Below are 23,972 nucleotides of genomic sequence, written 5' to 3'. Positions count from 1 at the left end.
GAGCCGCTTGCGACATGTCCGCCACGGAGCGCGCCACATGAACATCCTCTACGCGCTTTTCGTGGACCCGTGGGTGCAGATGGGACAGGCGCCGGACCTGCTGGTCCAGACGCTGTGGGAGGGCCTCGTCTCGGGCGTGCTCTACGCCCTGATCGCGCTCGGCTTCGTGCTGATCTTCAAGGCCTCGGGCGTGTTCAACTTCGCCCAGGGCATCATGGTGGTGTTCTCGGCCCTCACGCTGGTTGGCTTGCACGAGATGGGCGTGCCCGCCTTCCTGGCGCTGGGGCTCGCCGTCGCGGTGATGTTCGTGCTGGCCGTCGCGGTGGAGCGGGTGGTGCTGCGGCCGCTGGTGAACCAGCCGGACATCATCCTGTTCATGGCGACCTTCGGCATCACCTATGTGCTGATCGGGCTCGGCGAGCTGATCTTCGGCGGCAACCCGAAGCGGATGATCGCGGACGAGCTCTACCTGCCCAAGGGGGCGATCGACCTGAAGATCCTGGGCGGCTTCGTCAGCCTGCAGAAGATCGACATCGCGGCCGCGGTGATCGCCGCCGTCATGATCGCTGCGCTGGCCTTCTTCTTCCAGAAGACCCGCATCGGCCGGGCGCTGCGGGCCGTGGCGGACAGCCACAAGGCGGCGCTCTCGGTCGGCATATCGCTGAACCAGATCTGGGCCATCGTGTGGTTCACGGCCGGCATCGTGGCGCTGGTCACCGGCATCATGTGGGGCGCGCGGTCTGAGGTGTCGTTCTCGCTGCAGGTCATCGCCCTGAAGGCCCTGCCGGTGCTGATCCTCGGCGGCTTCACCTCCGTGCCCGGCGCCATCGTGGGCGGCCTCATCATCGGAATCGGCGAGAAGCTCGGCGAATTCTACTGGGGCCCGCTCGTCGGCGGCGGCATCGAGAGCTGGCTCGCCTATGGCATCGCACTCGCCTTCCTGCTGTTCCGGCCGCAGGGCCTGTTCGGCGAAAAGATCATCGAACGCATCTGACGGAGCCGGTCCGTGTTCTACCGCGAAGCAGGGCAGTACAAGACCAGCTACGCCGCCGACATGGCGATCTTCCCGATCCGGCAGGACCGGATCGGAATCGCCGTCATCCTCCTGATCGCCTTCGTGATCATCCCCGTCTTCGGCAACCAGTTTTTCCTTTCCAGCGTGATGATCCCCACGCTGGTGTTCTCGCTGGCGGCGATCGGCCTCAACATCCTCACCGGCTACACCGGCCTGATCTCGCTCGGCACGGCCGCCTTCATGGGGGTCGGAGCCTACGCCTGCTACAAGCTGACCAGCTGGTTCCCGGGCGTGAACATCCTCGTGTGGATCATCGCCTCCGGCTTCGTTTCGGCCGGGGTGGGCGCGCTGTTCGGGCTTCCGAGCCTGCGCATCAAGGGCTTCTACCTGGTGGTGGCCACGCTGGCGGCGCAGTTCTTCCTGCAGTGGTGCTTCGTTCGCATCCCCTGGCTCGTGAACTACAACACCTCCGGCGCGATCGAGGTGCCCGAGCGGACCCTGTTCGGCGTGGTCATCACGGGCGCCAACGCCACCCCGACGGCGCGCTACCTGGTGCTGCTCAGCGTCGTGGCGGCGCTCACCTGGTTCGCCTCCAACCTGGTGCACGGCAGGGTGGGCCGCGCCTGGATGGCCGTGCGCGACATGGACATCGCGGCGGAGCTGATGGGCATCCGCCTGCTCACCACCAAGCTGCTCGCCTTCGCGGTGTCGTCCTTCTACTGCGGCGTGGCCGGCGCGCTCATGGTGTTCCTCTGGTACGGCAGCGCCGAGCCCGAGGTCTTCGTGATCAACCAGTCCTTCCTGGTGCTGTTCATGGTGATCATCGGCGGGCTCGGCAGCCTGATCGGCTCCTTCATGGGCGCGGCGCTCATCTACATGCTGCCGATCGTGCTGCGCATGCTGCCGGCGGCGCTCGGCCTGCCGATCGCCTCCGCCACGGTGGAGCACCTGCAGTTCATCATCGTGGGCGCGCTCATCATCGTGTTCCTGATCGCCGAGCCGCACGGCCTCGCCCGCCTGTGGCAGACGGGCAAGCAGAAGCTGAGAATCTGGCCGTTCCCCTACTAGGGAGCGGAGGTGAAGAGGCGGGCGCAGAACCCGCCAGGTCGCAACAGTCCGGCGCCGGAAAGGCGCGGACCTCGAGGGAGAACAGAATGACCAAGCGTAAGGCGGGCGTCGCCCGCAGGGTTCTCGCCGCCGCGGCGCTGCTGGGCGCAACCGCGCTCGGCTCAGCCGCGACCATCGGCCAGGCGGCCGCGCAGGAAGGCATCTACGTCCCGCTGTTCACCTACCGCACCGGCCCCTTCGCGGGCTCCGGCATCCCGATCGCCGACGGCATGCGCGACTACCTGACCATGCTCAACGAGCGCGACGGCGGCATCGGAGGCGTGAAGATCGTCCTGGACGAGTGCGAGACCGGGTACGACACGAAGAAGGGCCTGGAGTGCTATGACGCCGTGAAGGGCAAGAAGCCCGTCGTCGTCAATCCCTGGTCCACCGGCATCACCCTGCCGCTGATCCCGAAGGCGTCGGTGGACAAGATCCCGATCCTGTCCATGGCCTATGGCCTCTCGGCCTCCGCCCGCGGCGACATCTTCCCGTGGGTGTTCAATCCGCCGGACACCTACTGGGACGGCCTCGGCATCATCCTGCGCTATATCGGCCAGCAGGAGGGCGGGCTCGAGAAGCTCAAGGGCAAGAAGATCGGCTACATCTACTTCGACGGCGGATTCGGCAAGGAGCCGATCCCGCTGTTCGAGCAGCTCGCCAAGGACTTCGGCTTCGACCTGAAGCTCTACCCGGTCGCCCCCGGCGACATGCAGAACCAGTCGTCTCAGTGGCTCTCGGTGCGGCGCGACCGGCCGGACTTCATGGTGATGTACGGCTGGGGCGCCATGAACCCGACCGCCATCAAGGAAGCCGCCAAGATCAACTACCCGATGGAGAAGTTCGTCTCGATCTGGTGGCCGGGCGAGGATGACATCAGGGGCACGGACGGCGCCAAGGGCTTCAAGATGATCAACTGGCACGGGATCGGAACCGATTACCCGGCGCTGAAGGACATCCAGAAGTTCGTGGTCGACAAGGGGCTGAGCAAGGCCAACAAGGACAAGGTTGGCGAGCTGCTCTACAACCGCGGCGTCTACAACTCGCTGTTGATCGCCGAAGGGATCGCCCAGGCGCAGAAGATCACCGGCAAGAAGGCGGTGGACGGCGCCGACGTCCGGCGCGGCCTCGAGAACCTGAACCTCGACGAGGCGCGCCTGAAGGAGCTCGGCCTCGCCGGCTTCACCGGGACGCTGAAGCTCACCTGCGACAACCACAACGGCCACCGCCCCGCCTTCATCCAGCAGTGGGACGGCGCCAAGTGGGTCAAGATCACGGACCCCATCGAGCCCATGCCCGACAAGGTGAAGCCGCTGCTCGACGCCGCCGCCCAGGACTACGCCGAGAAGAACCCCGGCTGGCCCAAGCGCAGCGAGCCCTGCGACAAGGCTTCGTGAGCGTTTGATAACGGTGGTCGCGCTCCGGTGCGACCGCCTCTTCTTCCATCATTGCGAGCGCAGCGAAGCAATCCAGGGCGGCTCGCGCCCACGCCTGGATTGCTTCGTCGCTCCGCTCCTCGCAATGACGGTTCCGGCGCATGAACAGACCCCGAGGCTTATCGCCATGACCGCCGCCTTGGCACCTCACGACGCCACAGCCGCGCCCGTCGCGGAGACGATCCTGGCCGTCAACAACATCGAGGTGGTCTACGACCACGTCATCCTGGTGCTGAAGGGCGTTTCGCTGACGGTGCCGAAGGGCGGCATCGTTGCGCTGCTGGGCGCCAACGGGGCCGGCAAGACCACGACCCTGAAAGCCATCTCGAACCTTCTCCACGCCGAGCGCGGCGAGGTGACGAAGGGCACGGTGGAGTTCGACGGCCAGCGCGTCGACCGGCTGACGCCGAACGACCTGGTGCGCCGCGGGTGCATCCAGGTGATGGAGGGCCGCCACTGCTTCGGCCACCTCACCATCGAGGAGAACCTGCTCACCGGCGCGTTCACGCGCCGCGACGGTAACGCCGCGATCCGGCGCGACATGGAGATGATCTACGACTACTTCCCCCGCCTGCGGCAGCGGAAGGGGTCCATCGCGGGCTACACCTCCGGCGGGGAGCAGCAGATGTGCGCCATCGGCCGGGCGATGATGTCCCGGCCCAAGATGATCCTGCTGGACGAGCCCTCCATGGGGCTGGCGCCTCAGGTGGTGGAGGAGATCTTCGAGATCGTCCGCACGCTGAACCAGAAGGAGGGCGTGTCCTTCCTCCTGGCCGAGCAGAACACGAACATCGCGCTGCGCTACGCGACCTACGGCTACATCCTGGAGACCGGCCGCGTCGTGATGGACGGGGCAGCCGACGCGCTGCGCGAGAACGAGGACGTGAAAGAGTTCTACCTCGGCGTCGCGGGCGCCGACCGCAAGAGCTTCCGCGAGGTGAAGAGCTACAAGCGCCGCAAGCGCTGGCTCGCCTGAGGCCGCAAGGGAAACGCATGTCCGACCACTACGACGCGCTCGAAACGCGCTCGCCCGCCGAGCGCGAGGCCGACCAGTTCGCCCGCCTCCCGCATGTGATCGCCAACGCGCTGTCCGGGCCGGGCTGGGCCGCGCATCTCGGCGCGGTGGATCCCGTCTCCGTCACCAGCCGCGAGGCGTTGGCGAAGCTGCCGGTGCTGCGCAAGTCCGAGCTGCCGGGGCGGCAAAAGGCGGATCCGCCCTTCGCAGGCTTCGTGGCGGAGCCGGTCGGGCATTTCGGCCGGCTGTTCGCCTCGCCGGGGCCGATCTTCGAGCCCGAAGGGCGGGGGCCGGACCCCTGGCGGGCGGCGCGCGCGCTCCATGCGGCCGGTTTCCGGGCCGGCGATATCGTCCTGAACACCTTCAGCTACCACCTCGTGCCGGGCGGCTTCATCCTGGATTCCGGCGCGCGCGCTTTGGGCTGCCCGGTGATCCCGGCGGGGCCCGGCAACACGGAGCAGCAGCTCGAGGTGATCGAGCACCTGCGACCGATGGCCTACACGGGCACGCCCGACTTCCTGAAGATCCTGCTCGACAAGGCGGCCGAGGCCGGCCGGGACGCGTCCTCCATCCGCAAGGCGCTGGTGTCCGGCGCGGCGTTTCCGCCGTCGCTTCGCGACCACCTGCGCGAGCGCGGGGTGGAGGCCTACCAGGCCTATGCGACGGCCGACGTGGGCGTGATCGCGTACGAGACGCCGGCCCGCGAGGGGCTGGTCGCCAGCGAGGAGTTCATCCTGGAGATCGTGCGGCCGGGCACGGGCGACCCCGTGCCGGAGGGGGAGGTGGGCGAGCTGCTGGTGACGTCGCTCGACCCTCATCATCCGGTGATCCGCCTGGCGCTGGGCGACCTCACGGCCGTGCTGGCGGGGCCCTCGCCGTGCGGGCGCACGGCCATGCGGATCAAGGGCTGGATGGGCCGGGCCGACCAGACCGCCAAGGTGAAGGGCCTGTTCGTCCGCCCGGAGCAGATCGCCGCGGTGGCGAAGCGTCATCCCGAAATCGGCCGCCTGCGCGCGGTGGTGACCCGCGAGAACGAACAGGACGTGTTCACGCTGCGGGCCGAGAGCGCGGCCTGTTCCGACGCGCTGGTGGCGGCGCTGGGCGAGAGCGTCCAGGCCTTCACCAAGCTGCGCGCCCGGGTCGAGCTGGTCGCGCCGGGGTCCCTGCCCAACGACGGCAAGGTCATCGCGGACGAGCGGCCCGTGGGCTGACCTTCCATCGTTCTTCGCCCGGAGGCTCGCTTCTCGCCTCAGCCATGCGCCGCGCGGCCTTGACGCCGCGGCCGCGCCGGGGTCTGCATTTCCCCAAAATCCTGGAGGAATCCCATGCGCACCACCCGCGATTTCGTCACGCCCGGCCGATCCATGGCGATCGGCGACCGCGGCATGGTCGCCACGTCACACCCGGCCTCCTCGGTCGCGGCGCTGGACGTGCTGCGCGAGGGCGGCAACGCGGTGGACGCCGCCATCGCGGGCGTGGCTGTGCAGTGCGTGGTGGACCCGCACATGACCGGCATCGGCGGCGACTGCTTCGCGCTCTACGCGCCAAAGGGCGGCATGCCGATCGCGCTCAACGGCTCCGGCCGGGCGCCGGCGGCCGCCACGCTGGGGTGGTACCAGGAGCGCGGCATGACCGCGATCCCCGACCTGACGCCGCACGCCGTCACCGTGCCGGGCGCCATCGACGCCTGGTGCCGGCTGCATGAGGACCATGGCAGCCTGCCTCTGGAGCGGCTGTTCGCCCCCGCCATCGGGTTTGCCGAGAACGGCTTCCGGGTGACGCCCCGGGTGGCGTATGACTGGGCGAAGCTCACGGACAAGCTGTCGCGCAACCCCGCGGCGGCGGCGCAGTACCTGCCGGGCGGCCAGGCCCCGGCGGTCGGCGAGCGCCGGGCGCAGCCGGCGCTGGGCGCGACCCTGCGGGCCGTCGCGAAGCACGGGCGCAAGGCGTTCTACGAGGGCTCGGTGGCCGAGGAGATCGTCGCCACGCTGCGCGAGCTCGGCGGCCTCCACACGGTGGACGACTTCGCGGCCCAGACCTCCGACTATGTCGCCCCGATCGCGGCCGACTACGCCGGCGTCACGGTCCACGAGTGCCCGCCCAACGGGCAGGGCCTCGCGGCGCTGGTGATCATGCGCATCATGGCCGGCTTCGACCTGCGCAACGCCAGCGAGGCGGACCGGGTCCACATCCACGCCGAGGCCACCAAGGCGGCGTACCGGTTGCGCGACTTCATCGTGTGCGACCCGTCCGTCACGCCGGTGGACGTCGACCGCGTCCTGTCCGAGCCGTTCATCGCGCGCCTGCGCGAGGGCATCCGCATGGACCGCTCCGCCCCGGCCGAGAGCTGGGACGAGGCAATCCACAAGGACACCATCTACCTGACCGTGGTGGACCGGGACCTCAACGCGATCTCGTTCATCAACTCGCTGTTCGCGGGGTTCGGGAGCGGCATCTACGCCCCGAAGGCGGGCGTGGTGCTGCAGAACCGCGGGCTCAGCTTCCGGCTCGTCCCGGGGCACGCCAACGCCATCGCGCCGCGCAAGAGGCCGATGCACACCATCATCCCGGGCATGGTGACCCAGGGCGGGCATTGCGTCATGCCCTTCGGCGTCATGGGCGGGCAGTACCAGTCGGCGGGCCACGCGCATTTCATCGCCCGGGTGTTCGAGCTCGGCATGAGCCCGCAGGAGGCCTCCGACGCGCCGCGCTCCTTCGCGTTCGACGGCGTGCTGACGATCGAAGATTCCATCCGCCCGGAGATCGTGGCCGACCTCAAGGGCCGCGGACACACAGTGGCCCTCACGGACGATCCCACGGGCGGTTGCCAGGCCATCTGGATCGACCGCGAGAAGGGCGCCCTGTTCGGCGCGTCGGATCACCGCAAGGACGGAATGGCGCTGGGGTGGTGAACGAGCCCGCTTGGTTCCTGACTTGCTCCCCGGCGCGCCGAAGGCGCGTTGGGCGCGCGTTGCTCCTGGATCCCCTTCCCGGCGCTTCGCGCCGCCGGGGATGACGGCGGAGAGATCGGGCGCTCGCCAGCGGGCTGAGCGGTTCAGGCGCTTGCGTCAGCCTTTCCGGATCACCACGGCCGCCCGCAGGTCTTCCTGCCCGTAGCGGGCCATGCGCTGGAATTCCTCGGCCGGGATGGGCAGGTTGGCGGCCGCCACGTCCGTCTCCAGCTCCGCGGTCTCGACCCAGGGGTCGTTGACGAAGACATGCCGGCCGTCATGGCCGTGCGCCAGAAGCCAGTGCGGAACCTTCTTGCGGAACATGCGGTAGCCGGAGACCAGCACGATGGCTATCGCGCCCTCGTCCAGAATGGCGGCGAGGGAGGCCTGGTCCAGGGCAGGGCCGATCTGCACGCCCCCGCCGAGCGCCTCGGCCCGGAACTCCTCCTGGGTGATGCGCATGACCTCCTTCTTGTCGGGGCTGCGCACGCCATCCAGGAAGAAGGGCCCCTCGTGCGAGAGCCGCAGCTCCGGCTTCAGGCCGTGGCGGGCGAGGGTGGCGGCCAGGCCGTAGGGCTCGCAGCCTCCCAGCCCGGATGTCATGTAGACGGTCGTGGCCTCCCGCCAGAGGCGGATCTCGGCGGACCGGCTTGGGCGGTAGCCGGGGTCGGCCCAGCCCAGCGCCATCATCAGGCAGCAGGGGCCGCAGGTGAAATCGAGCGTCTGCGCGTAGAAGGGCGGCGGCTGCCGGTTCGGCGTCGCGTGATGCGCGAGGCGCTTCTCGTAGCGCAGGGCGTCCTGGTGGTCCTCGTAGTAGTCGTCGTAGACGCCGAAGCGGCGGTAACCGCTGCGCTCGTAGAGCTTGATGGCGGCGGTGTTGTCGGCCCGGACCTCCAGGCGCAGGAAGATGCAGCCGCGGGCCTCCGCTTCCGCCTCCACGGCGCCCAGCAGCTTGCGCCCAAGCCCGGCCCCTCCGGCCTCGGGCAGAATCGCGATGGAGTAGAGCCGCGCCAGGGCCGCGCCGCGGCGGAAAGCCACGAGGGCGTAGCCCAGCACGGCGCCGCCGCGCTCCAAGACGAGCAGCGCGTCCTTGTCGGTCGTGATGTAGTAGCGCAGCGAGCGCCGGGACAGGCGATCGGTGTCGAAGACGCGGTTCTCGATCGCCTCGAGGGCGTCGAGGTCGGCGAGGACGGCGCGGCGGATCAGGGACTGGTCGGGCACGGCGGGCTGGCGATGACAGGGGAGCGCGGCGCTTCCGTAGCAGACGGGGGCAGGCCTGCAAACCGCCGGCTTGAAACGGCGCGGCGCGCGCGCTTCTCTGCCGTCGAGACCCCGCTTCCGGAGCCTGTCCAATGACCGAGACCTATCCGCGCGACATGCTTGGCTATGGCCGCACAGCGCCCGACCCGCAGTGGCCGGGCGGCGCTCATGTCTGCGTTCAGTTCGTCGTCAACTACGAGGAGGGGGGCGAGAACAACGTCCTGCATGGCGACCCGGCCTCAGAAGCGTTCCTGTCCGAGATCGTCGGCGCCGCGCCCTGGCCGGGGCAGCGGCACTGGAACATGGAGTCGATCTACGAATACGGCGCCCGCGCCGGCTTCTGGCGCCTGCACCGGCTGTTCACGAGCCGTAACGCCCCGGTGACGGTCTATGGCGTCGCCACCGCGATGGCGCGGGGACGCGAGCAGGTGGCGGCCATGCAGGAGGCCGGCTGGGAGATCGCCAGCCACGGCCTCAAATGGGTCGAGCACAAGGACATGCCCGAGGAGGAGGAGCGGCGACAGATCGCCGAGGCGATCCGGCTCCATACGGAGATCACGGGCGAGCGGCCGCTCGGCTGGTACACGGGCCGCTGCTCGATGAACACGCAGCGCCTTGTCGCGGAGGAGGGGGGATTCCTCTACTCGTCGGACAGCTACGCGGACGACCTGCCTTACTGGATCCCCTCCAGCAAGGGCCCGCACCTCGTCATCCCGTACACGCTCGACTCCAACGACATGCGCTTCGCGACGGCGCAGGGGTTCAACAGCGGCGACCAGTTCTTCGCCTACCTGAAGGACTCCTTCGACGTGCTCTACAGGGAAGGGCGGGAGGGCGCGCCCAAGATGCTCAATGTGGGCCTGCATTGCCGACTGGTGGGCCGGCCGGGCCGCGCAGCGGCGCTGGAGCGCTTCCTTGATTACGTGCAGTCGCACGACAAGGTCTGGATCGCCCGGCGCGTCGACATCGCCCGGCACTGGCGGGAGGTGCATCCAGCATTGTGAGGTCATCCTGCCTCGCCGTCATCCCCGACCGGAGCCGCGGAGCGGCGGAGGGCAAGGGGATCCAGGGGCAACCTGGCGCCAGTCGTGTCCGGCCCCGATTGGGTCGGTGGTCGCGTGTCACCCCTGGATCCCCTTCCCGCGCCTTCGGCGCGCCGGGGATGACGGAGCCTAGGACGGCCGACTACGAACTCATGGAAGAGCGCCGCCGGATCGGTCCAGATCTGGACAAAATCCAGCCGCGCGCGGCCTGAGCTGCTCACCTTCGGTGGCGCAAGGCCTTGTCCTGAGGGCGCATTCTCGGCAATCTCCCCCGCCAAGGCGCGCCGCGCGAACGCGCGCCTCTCGAAACCGCGCGGAAACCGAACCGCGCAGGCCCGTTCGGGGCTTCGTAGGGAGACGATAATGTTCAGAAGCATCGCCCGCATGGCCTTCGCGGCCGCCGCCACGCTGGCCGTCGCCGGGCCGGCCGCCGCGGACGAATTCATCAACGTGCTCACGGGCGGCACGTCGGGTGTGTACTACCCGATGGGAGTGGCGCTCTCGAAGATCTACGGAGAAGCCATTCCGGGCGTCCGCCCGTCCGTGCAGGCCACGAAGGCCTCCGTCGAGAACCTGAACCTGCTGCAGCAGGGCAAGGGCGAGGTCGCCTTTACGCTTGGCGACAGCCTGGCCTTTGCGTGGGAAGGCAACGAGGAGGCGGGCTTCAAGAACAAGCTCACCAAGCTGCGCGGCATGGCCGCAATCTACCCGAACTACATCCAGGTCGTGGCCTCCAAGGACAGCGGCATCAAGACGCTCGCGGACCTCAAGGGCAAGCGCCTGTCCGTCGGCGCGCCGAAGTCCGGCACGGAGCTCAACGCCCGGGCCATCCTGGGCGGCGCGGGCATCACCTACAAGGACCTCGGCAAGGTGGAGTATCTGCCCTTCGCCGAGTCCGTGGAGCTGATGAAGAACCGCCAGCTCGACGCCACGCTGCAGTCGGCCGGCCTCGGCGTCGCGGCCATCCGCGACCTCGCCACCTCGGTGGACATCGTGGTGGTGGAGATCCCGGCCGAGGTCGTGGACAAGGTCGGCGCGCCCTACGTCAAGGCGACGATTCCGGCGAACACCTACCAGGGCCAGGACAAGGACGTGCAGGCCGCCGCCGTGGTGAACTACCTGGTGACCCGGTCCGACATGAAGGAGGACACGGTCTACCAGATGACCAAGGCCATGTATGACCGCCTGCCGGAGCTGGCGGCCGCGCACAGCGCCGGCAAGGAGATCAAGCTGGAGAACGCCCTGCAGGGCATGCCCCTCCCGCTGCACCCCGGGGCGGAGAAGTTCTTCAAGGAAAAGGGCGTCCTGAAGTGAGGCGGGCGGCGCGCGGCTGAGCGTGCCGGGACTCTGCCTCTACGCCGGTGGCGCGCTGGCGGCGAAGCTCGCGGGCGTCGCCGCCTTCACGCTCGCCTGGACCCATTCCATCGAGAAGATCCCATGGGAAGAGGACTGGCGGGTGACGCCCGCCGGCCTTCAACTCGTCCAAGCGCGAGTCAAGGGCATGGGCGCCGGCATGGAGCCGCCGCCTGAGGCGCGCTTGCAGGACGGATACTGGCGGTGGACGCCGCATGTGCCTCCGCTGCCGGAGGTCGTCTTGCGGCGCTCCGGTTTCACGGCTGACTGGCGCCTGTGCGCCGACGGGCGCTGCCGGACCATGGGCGAACTGGCGCCGGGGGACGCCGACCCTGTCACGCTGAAGGGTTGCGAGTGACCGTCACCCCGACTGGCTGGGCCATGGGCTTCCATGCCAGGAAGCGCCTTCCCCCCCGCCCTGGATGGCTTCGCCGCGCTCGCTACGACGGTCTGGACGATCGGAGCGGAGCCTCAGCTCCGGATGGGCTCGACGCTGATCGCCCGCTTCATGAAGCGGAACAGGGCGTACATGCCGACCGTCCCGAAGACGGCCATGAAGGCGTATTCCCAGGTTGCGCCGAGCTGCAGCAGGCCCGCGAGCGCCCAGCCGGCGGCGAGAGCGAGGCCGACGATCTCCGTGCCGACCAGGATGCCCAGGCTGACGACGGTCATCAGGTTCTTGCTGTTCAGGCTGCCGGATGCGGCCACGCGGTGCTCCTCTCTCGCTCTACGTTCACTGCACTATATCGCGGCGCGGCGGCGTGCAAGGATGCCCGGCCTTCGGGCGCCCGCCGGGGCTCATGAGTTTCTCACGTATTGACCACGATGGCTGACACTCCCGTCTTTTCCCGCGCCGCCGCGGCGGCTCCCCACCACCTCGCATCCGAAAGCGGCCGGGCCGTGCTGGCCGAGGGTGGCAACGCCATTGAGGCCATGGCGGCCATGGCGGCCACCATCGCGGTGGTCTACCCGCACATGAACGCCGTGGGCGGCGATGCGTTCTGGCTCATCCGCGAGCCGGGCGGCCGCGTGCGGGCCGTGGAGGCCTGCGGGCCCGCGGGCAGCCTCGCCACGATCCGGCGCTATCGGGACAAGGGTGTCGACGCAATCCCGTCGCGCGGGCCTGACGCCGCCGTAACCGTGGCGGGCGCGGTTGGCGGCTGGGCGCAGGCCCTGGAGCTGTCGAAGGCGCTGGGCGGCCGCATGCCGGTTTCCACGCTGCTGGCGGACGCGATCCGTCACGCCCGGGAAGGATGCCCGGTGAGCGCGTCGGAGGCGCGGACCGTTCCGAACCTGTTCGAGGACCTCAGGCAGGCGCCTGGCTTCGCCGCGCTGTTCCTGGAGAACGGCGCGACGCCCAAGGCGGGGACGGTTCGCCGGATGCCGCAGCTCGCGGCGACGCTGGAGCAGCTCGCGCATGCCGGCCTGGACGATTTCTACCGCGGCGACGTCGGGCGCGAGATCGGCGCAGACCTGGACCAGCTCGGCGCGCCGGTGACGCGGGGCGACCTGGAGCGCTACCGGGCCCGGTTCGTGGAGCCGCTCGGGGTCGCGATTCCCGGCGCGCAGGTGTTCAATTTCCCGCCCCCCACCCAGGGGCTGGCTTCGCTCATCATCCTGGGGCTCTTCGCCCGGCTCGGGGTGGAGCGGGGCGAGAGCTTCGAGCACATCCACGGCCTCGTGGAGGCGACCAAGCGGGCCTTCCGGGTGCGCGATGCGGTGGTCACGGACCCGGACCGGCTCCGCTTCGATCCGGCCGGGTATCTGACTCCGGCGTGGCTCGACAAGGAAGCCGCGGCGATCAGCATGAGCCGGGCGGCGCAGTTCCCGCTCGCCTGGGGAGAGGGCGACACGGTGTGGATGGGCGCCATCGACGCCCAAGGCATGGCGGTCTCGTACATCCAGTCCACCTATTGGGAGTACGGCTCGGGCTGCGTGCTGCCGCGCACCGGCATGCTGTGGCAGAACCGCGGGATCTCGTTCTCGCTCGACCCAAACGCGGCGAACCCGCTGGAGCCGGGGCGCAAGCCGTTCCATACGCTCAATCCCGCGCTCGCCGTGCTGGACGACGGGCGGGTGCTTTCATACGGCTCCATGGGCGGGGACGGGCAGCCGCAGTTCCAGGCCGCGCTGTTCACACGCTACGCGCGTTTCGGCATGGACCCGGCTGCTGCTGTCGACGCGCCTCGCTGGCTGCTCGGCAAAACCTGGGGCTCGGCCTCCACGTCGCTGAAGCTCGAGAACCGGTTCGACCCGAGCCTGGTGCGCCGCCTCGAGCAGGCCGGCCACGAGGTTGAGGTGCTGCCGGAGGCTTATTCCGACCACCTCGGACATGCCGGCCTGCTCGCGCGCGACCCGCGCAACGGCGCCGTGGTTGCCATTCACGACCCGCGGTCGGACGGCGGCTCGGCCGGAGTTTGAATTCGCCTAGTGGAGAGACGCGCCATGCCCGTCCAGGACGATCCCGTTCACGCCTTCATGCCCTATCCTGAGCAGCCGGTTCCGAACGCGCCGTCCGGGCCGCTCTCCGGCCTGACGCTCGCCGTGAAGGACATCTTCGATGTCGCGGGCTATCGGACCGGCTGCGGCCAGCCCACCATGCTCGCCTTGTCCGACGTGAAATCGAAGAACGCCCCCATCGTGCAGCGCTTCCTCGACGCCGGGGCTCGCTTCGTGGGCAAGACGCACACGGTGGAGCTGGCCTATTCGCTGAACGGGCTCAACAACCACTTCGGCACGCCGATCAACGCCGCGGCGCCGGACCGGGCGCCGGGCGGGTCCTCGTCCGGGTCCGCCTCTGCAACCGCCGCGCGGCTGTGCGACATCGGGCTTGGCTCGGACACCGGCGGCTCCGTGCGCGGGCCGGCGAGCTACCAGGGCCTGTTCGGCATCCGGCCGACCCATGGGCGGCTGCCGCTCGACCTCACCATGCCGCTCGCCGGGAGCCTGGATACGCCCGGCTGGTTCTGCCGTGACGCGAAGACGTTCGAGCGCGTGGGCGAGGCCATCCTGGGCGAGGATCCGCACGCGCTGCCGGAAACGCCGCGGCTCCTGAAGGCGGAGGACTGCTTCGGGCTGGCCGAGCCCGAGCCCGGGCGGCAGCTGGACACGCTGGTGACGCGCATCGACCGGATGCTCGCGCCCGTGAGCGGGACGACCGTGGCGGCGCCGGACTTCGACGCGCTCTACTGGGCCTTCCGCTGGGTCCAGGGCGTGGAGGCCTGGGGGGCGCACGGGGCCTTCATCGAGACCTGGAAACCGGCGCTCGGACCCGGCATCGGCGATCGCTTCGAGTATGGGCGGCGCGTGACGGAGAAGGACGCGGCCGAGGGGCGGTCGATCCGGGAGAGCTTCCGGCGGCATTTCGGGCTGCTGCTGGGGCAGGACGGCGTGCTGCTGCTGCCCACCATGCCGGGCCCGGCGCCGCTGCTGGCGGCCGACGACGCCGCCATGGAGCAATCCCGGGCGCAGTCGCTGCGGTTGCTGTGCCTTTCCGGCCTGTCGGGCTTCCCGCAGGTCACCATCCCGGCGGGGACGCACGAGGGCGGGCCGTTCGGCCTGTCCATCATTGGGCCGGCCGGCTCGGACCTGTCCCTCGTGAAGCTTGCCGGGCGCATCAGCCGCGCAATGGCTGTGCAGATCGCCTGAGCGGGGACAAATGGAGGCGTTGGATTCAGAAAGCATTCAGCGCCGGGCGCCAAGGTGACGGAGGGGGTTCGCGCCGAACCCTCTCCGCCAGGAGGCGACCATGAAAGCCATGACCCTTGCGCGCGTCCGGGGCTTCGAGGCCCTGCGTCTGATCGACGTGCTGATCATGGCCGGGCTTACCGCGTTGCTGATCCTGCAGCTGACCCAGTTCGTGGACGGGCTCGCCTGAGGGGCGCCGCGCTCGGGCGAGTGCGAAGCGGATTTCGCGCCAGGCGAAGGCTTCAACGGGGTGACAGGCGGCTCGCCAGAGCGGTAGCCTGTCGCGATCCCGGGGGCCCGCATGAGCCACGACCACTCGCACGATCACCATCACCACCATGATCACGACGGCTCGGAGCTGTCCGAGACCGCGCTGCGCGTTCGGGCGCTGGAGTCGATCCTCACCGAAAAGGGCCTGATCGATCCCGCAGCTCTCGACGTCATGATCGAGACCTACGAGACCCGGATCGGCCCGCGCAACGGCGCCCGGGTCGTCGCCAAGGCCTGGGCCGACCCTGCCTATGCGGAGCGGCTTCGCCGGGACGCGACGGCCGCCATCGCGGAGCTCGGCTATGGCGGGCGCCAGGGCGAGCACATGGTCGCGGTCTGGAATACGCCCGAAGAGCACAACATGGTCGTGTGCACCCTGTGCTCCTGTTATCCGTGGCCCGTGCTGGGGTTGCCCCCGGTCTGGTACAAGTCGGCGCCCTATCGCTCACGGGCGGTGATCGATCCCCGGGGCGTGCTGGCCGAGTTCGGGGTCACGCTGCCCGAGGCGACGCGCATCAAGGTCTGGGATTCGACGGCCGAGGTCCGCTATCTCGTGATCCCCATGCGGCCGGCAGGCGCCGAGGGCTGGAGCGAGGAGCGCCTGGCGGACCTCGTGACCCGTGACTCCATGATCGGCACGGGGCTCGCGCTCCGGCCGGAGGAGGTGCGTCCATGAACGGCGCCCAGGATCTCGGCGGCATGATGGGCTTCGGCCCGGTCAACCCGGAACCCAACGAGCCGCCCTTCCACGGCGACTGGGAGAAGCGCGCGCTGGCCGTCACGCTCGCCTGCGGGGCGCTGGGCGAGTGGAACCTCGATGCGAGCCGGCACGCCCGCGAGACGCTGCCGCCGCCGGAATACCTCACCTCCAGCTATTACGAGATCTGGACCAAGGGGCTGGTGAAACTCCTGGCCGCCCGCGGCCTGGTCACACCCGGGGAGCTCGAGGCTGGCCGCTCTCTCGCGCCCCCGCGGTCCACGGCCAAGCCGCCCGTCACGGCCGACCGGGTCGCGCCCATGCTGGCGCGCGGCGGCCCCTGCGACCGTGAGCCGGCCGGCCCGGCGCGGTTCGCCGTGGGTGACCGGGTGCGGACCAAGGTGATGAACCCGACCGGCCACACGCGGCTGCCGCGCTATGCCCGCGGGAAAGCCGGCGTGGTGGAGAGCGTCCATGGCGCTTTCGTGTTTCCCGACAAGAACGCGCATGGGTTCGGCGAGAATCCCCAATGGCTGTACGGGGTGCGCTTCGAGGGCGCGGAGCTGTGGGGGGAAGGGGCCGATCCGACCGTGTTGGTCAGCGTGGATTGCTGGGAGCCTTACCTGGAGCCGGTCGCATGAGCGCGGGCCAGGACGTCGCGGCCGCCCTGGCCGCCGTGCCTTCCATCCCTTGCGAGGCGGAGGGGCCGGTGTTCCGGGAGCCGTGGGAAGCGCAGGCCTTCGCGATGACGCTGGCGCTGCACCAGGCGGGCCTGTTCACCTGGCCGGAATGGGCGGAGCGCCTCGGCGCGGCGATCAAGCGCGCGCAGGCGGGCGGGGACCCCGATACGGGCGAGACCTACTACCGGCACTGGCTGGCCGCCTTGGAGGAAATCGTGGTCGAGAAGAAGGCGGCCAGCGCGGAGACCCTGCACGCCCGTCGCGACGCCTGGGACCGCGCCGCGCGCGCGACCCCGCACGGCCAACCGATCCTGCTGGAGAACGACCCGCTCGCGGGAGCCTAGCCGGCTCCGCCGCCAGCCACCCCGAACGCGAGCGCGAGGCCCATCGCGAACACGAAGGCGCCGGCCAGCACCTCGATTCCCGCCACCACCCACTCGGCCGCCACGCCGCGGGCCGCCGCGACGCGCAGGGCCGCCCCCTTGGCGAACACCGCCAGGGCCGCCAGGGCGCCGGTGGTGACCGCCGTCCCGAGCCCCATGGCCAGCGTCGCCGCGATCCCGGCGGGGTAGAGGCCCTGCGCCATGGCGAAGACCAGCACGATGATTGCCCCGGAGCAGGGGCGGACGCCGGCGGCGAAAACCGCGCCAGCGGCGTCGCGCCAACCGCCGGAGGCGCGCTCCGGGCCGGGCAGGTGGGCATGGGCGCAGTCCGGCCCGCAGGCCTCGCCGGGAGCGTGGGAGTGAGAGAGCCCAAGGGGAACGAGGCGCGCCGCGAGCGCGCGGGACTTGCGCCAGGTGAGGGCGGCGCCCACCAGCGCCACGGCGGCGAAGCTCGCCAGCTCGACGGCGCTCGTCAGATTCGTCATGCGCACCGCGGTGACCCGGAGCACGCCGGCCAGCACCGTCACGAGGGCGATCGCGACGACCGCCTGGACGGCGGCCGCCGCAAAGGCCATGGCGAGGCCGCGACGCAGCGCGCGTTCGTTGGCGACGATCCAGGCGGAGATCACCGCCTTGCCGTGCCCCGGGCCGGCCGCGTGGAAGACGCCGTAGGCGAAGCTCAGGCCCGCCAAGGTCCAGCCGGCCGTCCCATTCTCCTTCATGGCGCGCAGCGCGGCGGTGAGCTGATGGTAGAAGGCGGCCTGGGTTCCGAGGATCCAGCCTGCCAGGGCGCCGCCGGAGGCTCCTCCCTCGCGCAGGCCAACGCCGAACGGGCTCCTGGGAGGCGGCGCGGCGCCGAGCCCGCCAAGGGCCCAGGACAGCAAGGCGCCAGCCAGGCCCACGACCGCAAGGGCGCCAAGCGCGACCAGCAGGGTGAGAACGAAGCGCTTGCGCGCCGCTTCGGCCTGTGATGGGCGGGTCTCGACGGCGACCGTCACGGCAGGGGCTTCACGGACATGCGACGATCACCTTGGAGGCGAACTGGAATCCCATGTTGGCGTTGGCGAAGTAGTCCTCGGTCAGCACCTGCTTGGCGTCGGGCTTCTTGGGCCGCGACAACTGCACGGCGCAGTTTTGGGGCGAGCCCGTCAGCTTCACGGCGTCATCGCCGTCGGCGTAGCTGAAGTCGACGAAGAAGGTGGGGTCGTAGACGTCCAGGATCAGCGTGCGCCTGGCGGTCGCCGGCTCCTTCAGGGGGAGGGTGAAGTTGAGGGTCAGCTGGCCTTTCTCATGCTCCAGCCAGTAGTCCGCCGGCGCCCCGAATTCCTGCTTCTTACCGTCCGCCTTCACGACCGTGAAGAAGCCCGTCTCCGCCAGAGACTCCGTGTTCACCTTGGCGAGCTCGGCCAATTCGTCGCGCGAGTAGATGCCGTCGCGGTTCGTATCAAGCCCCTGGATGGCGTAGCTGGTATAGCCCTCGTCGAACGTCCAGTGATGCTTCACGGCGGCGATGCGCCCATCCGGCGCCCAGACGATCTCACATTTCACCGTCACCCAGACATGCGGGTGAGCCCAGGCCGCGACCGTCCCGGCAAGGAGGGCCAGGCTGGCGATCAGACTTGTCCGAAGGCTTCGAATCACGCGCGTCCACCCCCTTGCGCCTGTCGCTCTTTGCCGGTCGAAGGCGGCCAAAGCGGGGCGGTTCACCTGATCACGACGCGCCCTTCGACCTTGGCGTCGATGCTGCCGAGCTTGCGGGCGTAGACCATGACGTCGTTGGCGACCAGCGATCCGCCGGAATCCACGGTCGCGGCGGTCTTGCCTGTCAGGGCGCCGTAGCCGTCGCCGCCGCGGAGCATGAAGTCGTTCGTGGCGACCTTGTAGGTCTTCGCCTCGTCCAGCGGCTCGCCGTTCACCAGGACCGACACGACTCGCTTGCCCGCCGGCTGGGCGGGGTCAACCTCCACCTTGACGCCCGAAACCTGCGGGAAGCGGCCGGCGCGGTTCTCCAGCTGGCTGACCCCATTCTCCAGCGCCGCCTTCAGGGCCACGCCGGTGACCTGGGTGACGGCCGTCCGGTTACCGAATGGCAGCTCGCTCAGGATGTCCCTTCGGGTCCAGGCGGCGCCGGCCTTGTACTGCTTGTTCCCGCGGATGCCGCCGCCGTTGGTGATGGCGACGTCGGCTCCGGTCGCGGCCCGCATGGCGTCGGCGATCAGATTGCCGATGGCGGCCTCGCCGCCGCGCACGGTGGCGTTGCGGCTGTCGAGGTCGACCGCGAGCGTGGCGACCTGGACGTCGAGCTCCTTCGAGAGCTCGGCGTCGTAGCGCTTCACCATGTCGAGCGTCTCGGGGTCCGGCGTCACCGTGGCGGTGTCGATGATGCGGAACTCGGGCGACCAGGCGACCGTGCGCTTCCCCCCCTCCGCTTTCACGTCGAACGTGACCTCGACCACGACCACATACTCGGCGTCCTCGCCGGACTCGGCCATGGCGGTCTTGCCGTCATAATTGACGCGCAGGTCGTGGTCGTGGCCCGTGAGCAGGAGGTCAACCGCCCGCATGTCGAAGAGCTTGAGGTCCGTGGTCCGGTCGGTGTGGGTGAGGGCGACCACGAAGTCCGCGCCCTTGTCGCGCAGCGCCTTGGCCTCTGCGCGGATCGACTCGACCGACGGCGAGAACCGCATGTCGCCCGAGGATGACATCAGCGGCGTCGTCTCGAGCGCCGATCCCAGGATGCCGATGCGCACGCCGCCGATCTCCCGGATGGCGCTCTCGGAGATCCCCGGCACGGGCCCGCCATCGGCCATGCGCAGGTTGGCGGCATAGACCGGGAATTTGGCCTCCGCCATCCGCTTCAGGAACACGTCCTTGCCGAAGTCGAACTCGTGGTTGCCGGGCGTGAGCGCGTCGAGTTTCATGGCGTTGAAAAACGCGATCATGTGCGCGCCCTGGTCGAAACCCGACATGAGGCTGGGCGAGAGCGTGTCGCCAGCATGGACGAAGAGCGTGTTGGGGTTGCGGGCCCGCTCGGCCTTGACCACTGCGGCCAGCCGCGCCATGCCTCCGCGACCCTTTTCCTCGTCGATGATGTAGACATCGTTGGTGAGGACGAACGAGACCTTGACGGGCCCCTGCGCCCAGGCCGCCAGCGCGACAGCGCCGGCTCCCAGGCCCATGCGGAGCGTGTCTCGGCGGGTGATCGGGCGCATGGCGGTCTCCGTATGAGGCAGCGTGCGCCCGGACGGGCGCGCGCCCAAATGGAGCCGAGCGCCAGCGCTTTTGCAAGGCGCAAGCTTCGCCGGGCCGAGTGATGGAAACGAGAGGTTGCGATGACCGTAATGCCCCGTCCCGATGCGGATTTCCGCGCCGTGGGCCCGCTGCCCGAGGCCCATCCGCCCGTCCGCGTGGGCAAGATCGGGGTGCTGCTGCTGAATCTCGGCACGCCGGACGCGACGGACTACTGGTCCATGCGCCGCTACCTCAAGGAGTTCCTGTCCGACCGGCGCGTCATCGAGAAGCCGCGGTGGCTGTGGTGGCCGATCCTGAACCTGATCATCCTGAGCGTGCGCCCGGGCCCGAAGGGCAAGGACTACGACCTGATCTGGAACAAGGAGGGTGACGAGGGGCCGCTGAAGACTATCACCCGCTCGCAGGCCCAGAAGCTGGCCGCCACCATCACGGAGAAGGACCCCCGGATCGTGGTGGACTGGGCGATGCGGTACGGCAATCCCTCCACGCCCTCGCGCATCCGCGCGCTGCAGGAGCAGGGTTGCGACCGCATCCTCCTTGTGCCGCTCTATCCCCAGTCCTGCGCGGCCACGACGGCGACGGCGTGCGACAAGGCCTTCGAGGAGCTGATGCGCATGCGCTGGCAGCCGGCCGTGCGCGTGGCCCCGCCCTGGCACGACGATCCCGTCTACATCAACGCTCTGGCGAAGACCGTGCGGGACAAGCTCGCGGCGATCGACTTCGAGCCCGACATGATCGTGGCGTCGTTCCATGGGGTTCCCATGGAGTACCTGCTCAAGGGCGACCCTTATCACTGCCAATGCCAGAAGACCGGCCGCCTCCTGCGCGAGACGCTGGGCTGGGACAAGGACAGGTTCATGGTCTGCTTCCAATCCCGCTTCGGGCCGGACGAGTGGCTGAAGCCCTACCTGATCGACACCATGGGCGAGCTGCCGAAGCGCGGCGTCAAGAAGGTGCTGGTGATCGCGCCTGGGTTCTCGGCCGACTGCCTCGAGACGCTCGAGGAGATCGAGGGCGAGAACAAGGAGCACTTCCTGCACCACGGCGGCGAGCAGTTCGCCTACGTGCCGTGCCTGAACGACTCTCCCGATGGCCTGGACGTGATCCGCGCCGTGGTGGAGCGCGAGCTGCAGGGCTGGATGCGCTAGCGAGTCTGAGACCCGGTCCAGCTGAAGTCGTCGGCGCGGCCGGGCTTAGGATCCGGCGCGCGGCCCTGCACGAGCGCGCGCTCGATCAGTTGGCCGGCCTCCGTGTTGGCGCGCTTGGCCACGCCGGTCATCAGGGCGCCGCCCTGCGACGTCTCGGAACCGGTCAGCGGCAGGATCGGACCGGCCACCGGCCTTTGCGGGATGGCGACCGGGGCGGGAGGCAGCCCATCGAGACCACGCAGCACCGTCTGGTTGATGGCGCGCTCGACGCCGCCCGGCTGGAGGGCGGGGTCCTGGGAGGCGGGATCGTCCGGGTCCGTGGCGGGAACCGCCACCACGCCCGGGGCGCGCTGGTCGAGCACACGGCGGATCTCGACCTCGACGAAATGCGCCGCCTTGCGGGCGCCGGCCTTGGTGAAGTGGACGCCGTCGGAGGCGCGCAGCTTCACGGTGTCGCCCGCGAGGTCCGGGCCGAAAGGCGAGTAGCGACCTCCCTGGTCGGCGAAGGGGTCGAACAGCTCGACATAGATCGCGCCGGTCTTCCTGGCGGAGTTGCGGTAGATCTCGTTCAGGGCGCGGATGTCCGCGCTCATGCGGTGGCTCTCCACGATGGGCAGCCCGACCCAGAACAGGGGGATGCCCTTCTCCGCGAAGGCGCGGCCGACCTCGTCGACGCGGGCCGCATAGGCTTCCTTCCAGGCGTCGCTGAGCACTTCGAGCGGCGCGCCGGAGGCGTCCTTCAGCATCTGGCGGTCGTTGGAGCCCATCAGGATCACCGCCTGGGTGATCTTCTCCTGGGACGAGAGGAGATCATGGATGGACTTGCGCCAGTCGTAGAAGTCATCCCGCACGAGGCCGCTGGAGGACACGGTGCGACGCAGGATGCGAACGTCCGGGTTGTCCTCGAAGGCCTCGCCGAGCCCGGTCGCGACCTGCTCGGCCATGACGTCGCCCAGCACGTACACGAAGGCGGTAGGCTGGATGTCAGGCGTCTGGGGTTCGTCGCCGACCACCACGGCCGCGGCCGGCGGCGGCTGGGCAGGCCGGCGGCGCTCCACGCGGGGAGCCGGCAGCGGGGCGCGGTGGATGATCCGGGGCCTGGGTCGCAGCTGTTGCTGCTGCTGATAGAACTGCGGCGCGAACAGGTGGGGGAAGCGGTCGTCGACCTGCGCCCGGGCCTGCATCCCGCCGAGCGGAGCCAGGCAGGCCACGGCGAGGGCCAGCAGCAGGAATCGCGCTGTTCGTTCGATCAGGTTCCGCAAGGACGCCTCCGCGGCGCCCGGCCTGGGCGCGCGCCGGCTTTATCTTAAGGCCTTTTGGCGGTTTCGTAACCGTCCCGGATCGATTCAGCGGCGGCCACGCAGCGCCTCCAGCATGGCGAGGCTGGGATGACCGTCAGGGACGAGCCCGCGCCGCTGCTGGAAATCGCGGAGCGCATCGCGGGTCTTGGTTCCGATGCGGCCGTCGGGTTCTCCAACCGCGTAGCCGAAAGACGCAAGCCGGGCCTGCAATTCGCGTCGCTGGCCGTGATCGAGTTGCGGCTCGTCCGTGGGCCAGGCCGCGACGATGCGCGAGCCGCCCGTCACCCGCTCGCCGAGATGGCCGACTCCGAGGGCGTAGGAATCGGAGCTGTTGTAGGCCTTGATGGCCTTGAAGTTGGCCGTCACCAGGAACACCGGTCCGCGGGCGCCGGCGGGCATGAAGAGAGAGGCCTCGCCGCCGTGCGGCAGCGCGCGTCCGTCGGCGCGGCGCAGGCCGAGCGCGGCCCAATGGGGCAGGGCGGCCGAGCGCGTGCGGTAATCGAAGCGGTGGGGGAGGCGCACCTCGACGGCCCAGGGCAGGCCATGTTTCCAGCCGTGCTTCTTGAGGTAGTTGGCCGTGGAGGCCAGGGCGTCAGGGACGGAGGTCCAGATGTCCTTGCGGCCATCGCCGTCCCCGTCCACCGCGTATTTCATGAAGCTCGACGGCATGAACTGGGTCTGGCCCATGGCGCCGGCCCAGCTGCCCTTCATGTCGGCGCGCGACACGTGGCCCTGCTGCAGGATCACAAGGGCGGTGAGGAGCTCGTCCCGGAAGAAGGCGCCGCGATAGCGGATGGAGGCAAGGGTCGCGAGGGAGCGGATGACATCCTTGCCGCCCGTGAAGGACCCGTAGTTGGTCTCCATGCCCCAGACGCCCAGCACGACCGAGCGCTCCACGCCGTATTTGCGCTCGATCGCGGCGAGCGTGCGGTCGTATCGGGCCGCCATCTCGCGGCCGCGGGCGACGCGGGCTTCGGACACGGCGCCGTCCAGATAGGCCCAGATCGGCTTCACGAACTCGGACTGTCGGTGTGTCAGCTCGATGATCTTGGGGTCGGGCGTCACGCCCGCGAAGGCGCGATCGAAGGTCGCGCGGCTCACGCCCCGGGCGCGGGCGGCGGGCCAGAGACCCGCCACGAAGGCTTCGAAAGAGGCGGGGCGCGCCTCGACAACCGCGGTTGGGCTGATGGAGCCCGTGACCGTGGGTTCGGCCATGGCCTGGCGCCGCGGCTGCGCCAGGGCGGCCTCGCAGAGCAGCGGCAGCGCCAGCACGGCGCTGATCAGGGGACGGCGCATGACGGTGACCTCGCCACGCGGGGGCGCGGCTTCGGGCTCCAGTCTCGGCCAGCGTGGTGAAGGCGGCGTTAAGGCAGG

Annotated in this window: 22 protein-coding genes and 1 pseudogene; 16 read left to right on the top strand and 7 right to left on the bottom strand. The window is 69.7% G+C overall.

Features of this window, described 5'->3' with window-relative positions:
* Positions 1 to 37 precede the first annotated feature (37 nt).
* The 6 genes from SLNSH_RS01585 to SLNSH_RS01560 all read left to right on the top strand — a co-directional run bounded on the left by SLNSH_RS01585 (position 38) and on the right by SLNSH_RS01560 (position 7,485).
* A complete protein-coding gene (locus SLNSH_RS01585; RefSeq protein WP_196240192.1) occupies positions 38 to 994 on the top strand; it encodes a branched-chain amino acid ABC transporter permease in 957 nt (318 codons plus the stop codon).
* 12 nt (positions 995 to 1,006) lie between these two features.
* Positions 1,007 to 2,083, top strand: coding sequence for a branched-chain amino acid ABC transporter permease (locus SLNSH_RS01580; protein ID WP_106334875.1), 1,077 nt, complete (start codon positions 1,007 to 1,009; stop codon positions 2,081 to 2,083).
* An 86-nt stretch (positions 2,084 to 2,169) separates the two neighbouring features.
* The gene (locus tag SLNSH_RS01575; RefSeq protein ID WP_106334874.1) at positions 2,170 to 3,519 is read left to right on the top strand and encodes an ABC transporter substrate-binding protein; all 1,350 of its coding nucleotides are present in this window, start codon (positions 2,170 to 2,172) and stop codon (positions 3,517 to 3,519) included.
* Positions 3,520 to 3,685: 166 nt separating this feature from the next.
* On the top strand, positions 3,686 to 4,534 hold the full coding sequence (locus SLNSH_RS01570) for an ABC transporter ATP-binding protein (protein ID WP_106334911.1): 849 nt from the start codon (positions 3,686 to 3,688) through the stop codon (positions 4,532 to 4,534).
* Positions 4,535 to 4,551: 17 nt separating this feature from the next.
* Positions 4,552 to 5,784 carry a phenylacetate--CoA ligase family protein gene (locus tag SLNSH_RS01565; protein ID WP_106334873.1) on the top strand — a complete coding sequence of 411 codons (1,233 nt, stop codon included), beginning with the start codon at positions 4,552 to 4,554 and terminating at the stop codon, positions 5,782 to 5,784.
* 114 nt (positions 5,785 to 5,898) lie between these two features.
* On the top strand, positions 5,899 to 7,485 hold the full coding sequence (locus SLNSH_RS01560; RefSeq protein WP_106334872.1) for a gamma-glutamyltransferase family protein: 1,587 nt from the start codon (positions 5,899 to 5,901) through the stop codon (positions 7,483 to 7,485).
* Between the two features lie 156 nt (positions 7,486 to 7,641).
* Here SLNSH_RS01560 and SLNSH_RS01555 read toward each other — a convergent pair whose 3' ends face one another.
* Positions 7,642 to 8,745: a peptidase C39 family protein gene (locus tag SLNSH_RS01555; RefSeq protein ID WP_106334871.1), complete on the bottom strand. Its 1,104-nt coding sequence runs from the start codon at positions 8,743 to 8,745 to the stop codon at positions 7,642 to 7,644.
* 131 nt (positions 8,746 to 8,876) lie between these two features.
* Here SLNSH_RS01555 and puuE point away from each other — a divergent pair.
* The 3 genes and pseudogenes from puuE to SLNSH_RS01540 all read left to right on the top strand — a co-directional run.
* Positions 8,877 to 9,776, top strand: a pseudogene (gene puuE, locus SLNSH_RS01550) (allantoinase PuuE); the annotation flags it as partial.
* A gap of 414 nt (positions 9,777 to 10,190) precedes the next feature.
* Positions 10,191 to 11,141 carry a TAXI family TRAP transporter solute-binding subunit gene (locus SLNSH_RS01545; protein WP_106334869.1) on the top strand — a complete coding sequence of 317 codons (951 nt, stop codon included), beginning with the start codon at positions 10,191 to 10,193 and terminating at the stop codon, positions 11,139 to 11,141.
* 22 nt (positions 11,142 to 11,163) lie between these two features.
* Entirely contained in the window at positions 11,164 to 11,538 is a 375-nt protein-coding gene (locus SLNSH_RS01540; protein ID WP_106334868.1) for a DUF1850 domain-containing protein, read from the top strand.
* A gap of 113 nt (positions 11,539 to 11,651) precedes the next feature.
* Here SLNSH_RS01540 and SLNSH_RS01535 read toward each other — a convergent pair whose 3' ends face one another.
* Entirely contained in the window at positions 11,652 to 11,888 is a 237-nt protein-coding gene (locus SLNSH_RS01535; RefSeq protein ID WP_106334867.1) for a hypothetical protein, read from the bottom strand.
* Positions 11,889 to 12,005: 117 nt separating this feature from the next.
* Here SLNSH_RS01535 and SLNSH_RS01530 point away from each other — a divergent pair, with 117 nt between their 5' ends.
* From SLNSH_RS01530 to SLNSH_RS01510, 6 genes are all read left to right on the top strand, one after another.
* Positions 12,006 to 13,601: a gamma-glutamyltransferase family protein gene (locus SLNSH_RS01530; RefSeq protein ID WP_106334866.1), complete on the top strand. Its 1,596-nt coding sequence runs from the start codon at positions 12,006 to 12,008 to the stop codon at positions 13,599 to 13,601.
* Positions 13,602 to 13,625: 24 nt separating this feature from the next.
* The gene (locus tag SLNSH_RS01525) at positions 13,626 to 14,828 is read left to right on the top strand and encodes an amidase (RefSeq protein ID WP_106334865.1); all 1,203 of its coding nucleotides are present in this window, start codon (positions 13,626 to 13,628) and stop codon (positions 14,826 to 14,828) included.
* 100 nt (positions 14,829 to 14,928) lie between these two features.
* Positions 14,929 to 15,057 (top strand): hypothetical protein, encoded by a 129-nt coding sequence (locus tag SLNSH_RS25535; RefSeq protein ID WP_280954442.1) that lies wholly within the window; start codon positions 14,929 to 14,931, stop codon positions 15,055 to 15,057.
* A gap of 111 nt (positions 15,058 to 15,168) precedes the next feature.
* Complete coding sequence (gene nthA / locus SLNSH_RS01520) at positions 15,169 to 15,813, top strand: nitrile hydratase subunit alpha (RefSeq protein ID WP_106334864.1); 645 nt, start codon at positions 15,169 to 15,171, stop codon at positions 15,811 to 15,813.
* Positions 15,810 to 16,475 (top strand): nitrile hydratase subunit beta, encoded by a 666-nt coding sequence (nthB, locus tag SLNSH_RS01515; protein ID WP_106334863.1) that lies wholly within the window; start codon positions 15,810 to 15,812, stop codon positions 16,473 to 16,475. The genes nthA and nthB overlap by 4 nt, the downstream gene beginning before the upstream one ends.
* Positions 16,472 to 16,858 (top strand): nitrile hydratase accessory protein, encoded by a 387-nt coding sequence (locus tag SLNSH_RS01510; protein WP_106334862.1) that lies wholly within the window; start codon positions 16,472 to 16,474, stop codon positions 16,856 to 16,858. Before nthB ends, SLNSH_RS01510 begins: the two co-directional genes overlap by 4 nt.
* Here the strand turns inward: SLNSH_RS01510 and SLNSH_RS01505 are convergent.
* From SLNSH_RS01505 to SLNSH_RS01495, 3 genes are all read right to left on the bottom strand, one after another.
* Complete coding sequence (locus tag SLNSH_RS01505; RefSeq protein WP_106334861.1) at positions 16,855 to 17,895, bottom strand: nickel/cobalt transporter; 1,041 nt, start codon at positions 17,893 to 17,895, stop codon at positions 16,855 to 16,857. The two genes, SLNSH_RS01510 and SLNSH_RS01505, sit on opposite strands and share 4 nt — an antisense overlap.
* A 10-nt stretch (positions 17,896 to 17,905) precedes the next feature.
* Positions 17,906 to 18,538, bottom strand: a complete 633-nt coding sequence (locus tag SLNSH_RS01500) for a DUF1007 family protein (protein WP_106334860.1) — start codon at positions 18,536 to 18,538, stop codon at positions 17,906 to 17,908.
* Between the two features lie 62 nt (positions 18,539 to 18,600).
* Positions 18,601 to 20,109 (bottom strand): bifunctional metallophosphatase/5'-nucleotidase, encoded by a 1,509-nt coding sequence (locus tag SLNSH_RS01495; RefSeq protein ID WP_106334859.1) that lies wholly within the window; start codon positions 20,107 to 20,109, stop codon positions 18,601 to 18,603.
* Positions 20,110 to 20,229: 120 nt separating this feature from the next.
* On the opposite strand from SLNSH_RS01495, the gene hemH reads away from it, so the two are divergent.
* Complete coding sequence (hemH, locus tag SLNSH_RS01490; protein WP_106334858.1) at positions 20,230 to 21,297, top strand: ferrochelatase; 1,068 nt, start codon at positions 20,230 to 20,232, stop codon at positions 21,295 to 21,297.
* On the opposite strand, the gene SLNSH_RS01485 is transcribed toward hemH, so the two are convergent.
* Complete coding sequence (locus tag SLNSH_RS01485; RefSeq protein ID WP_106334857.1) at positions 21,294 to 22,559, bottom strand: SGNH/GDSL hydrolase family protein; 1,266 nt, start codon at positions 22,557 to 22,559, stop codon at positions 21,294 to 21,296. The two genes, hemH and SLNSH_RS01485, sit on opposite strands and share 4 nt — an antisense overlap.
* A gap of 84 nt (positions 22,560 to 22,643) precedes the next feature.
* Positions 22,644 to 23,894, bottom strand: coding sequence for a lytic murein transglycosylase (locus tag SLNSH_RS01480; protein WP_106334856.1), 1,251 nt, complete (start codon positions 23,892 to 23,894; stop codon positions 22,644 to 22,646).
* Positions 23,895 to 23,972: the final 78 nt, after the last annotated feature.

The sequence above is a fragment of the Alsobacter soli genome (assembly GCF_003004785.1).
GTDB classification, from domain to species: domain Bacteria; phylum Pseudomonadota; class Alphaproteobacteria; order Rhizobiales; family Beijerinckiaceae; genus Alsobacter; species Alsobacter soli.
The sequence above is the reverse complement of the archived record's forward strand: the minus strand, read 5'-3'. Positions and strand labels throughout refer to the sequence as shown.

What these genes read in the sequence shown, in the direction of transcription:
- SLNSH_RS01585 (WP_196240192.1), top strand. Translation starts at nt 38, where the DNA reads ATGAACATCCTCTACGCGCTTTTCGTGGACCCGTGGGTGCAGATGGGA.
- SLNSH_RS01575 (WP_106334874.1), top strand. Translation starts at nt 2,170, where the DNA reads ATGACCAAGCGTAAGGCGGGCGTCGCCCGCAGGGTTCTCGCCGCCGCG.
- SLNSH_RS01570 (WP_106334911.1), top strand. Translation starts at nt 3,686, where the DNA reads ATGACCGCCGCCTTGGCACCTCACGACGCCACAGCCGCGCCCGTCGCG.
- SLNSH_RS01565 (WP_106334873.1), top strand. Translation starts at nt 4,552, where the DNA reads ATGTCCGACCACTACGACGCGCTCGAAACGCGCTCGCCCGCCGAGCGC.
- SLNSH_RS01560 (WP_106334872.1), top strand. Translation starts at nt 5,899, where the DNA reads ATGCGCACCACCCGCGATTTCGTCACGCCCGGCCGATCCATGGCGATC.
- SLNSH_RS01545 (WP_106334869.1), top strand. Translation starts at nt 10,191, where the DNA reads ATGTTCAGAAGCATCGCCCGCATGGCCTTCGCGGCCGCCGCCACGCTG.
- SLNSH_RS01530 (WP_106334866.1), top strand. Translation starts at nt 12,006, where the DNA reads ATGGCTGACACTCCCGTCTTTTCCCGCGCCGCCGCGGCGGCTCCCCAC.
- SLNSH_RS01525 (WP_106334865.1), top strand. Translation starts at nt 13,626, where the DNA reads ATGCCCGTCCAGGACGATCCCGTTCACGCCTTCATGCCCTATCCTGAG.
- SLNSH_RS25535 (WP_280954442.1), top strand. Translation starts at nt 14,929, where the DNA reads ATGAAAGCCATGACCCTTGCGCGCGTCCGGGGCTTCGAGGCCCTGCGT.
- nthA (WP_106334864.1), top strand. Translation starts at nt 15,169, where the DNA reads ATGAGCCACGACCACTCGCACGATCACCATCACCACCATGATCACGAC.
- nthB (WP_106334863.1), top strand. Translation starts at nt 15,810, where the DNA reads ATGAACGGCGCCCAGGATCTCGGCGGCATGATGGGCTTCGGCCCGGTC.
- SLNSH_RS01510 (WP_106334862.1), top strand. Translation starts at nt 16,472, where the DNA reads ATGAGCGCGGGCCAGGACGTCGCGGCCGCCCTGGCCGCCGTGCCTTCC.
- SLNSH_RS01495 (WP_106334859.1), bottom strand. Translation starts at nt 20,109, where the DNA reads ATGCGCCCGATCACCCGCCGAGACACGCTCCGCATGGGCCTGGGAGCC.
- hemH (WP_106334858.1), top strand. Translation starts at nt 20,230, where the DNA reads ATGACCGTAATGCCCCGTCCCGATGCGGATTTCCGCGCCGTGGGCCCG.
- SLNSH_RS01480 (WP_106334856.1), bottom strand. Translation starts at nt 23,894, where the DNA reads ATGCGCCGTCCCCTGATCAGCGCCGTGCTGGCGCTGCCGCTGCTCTGC.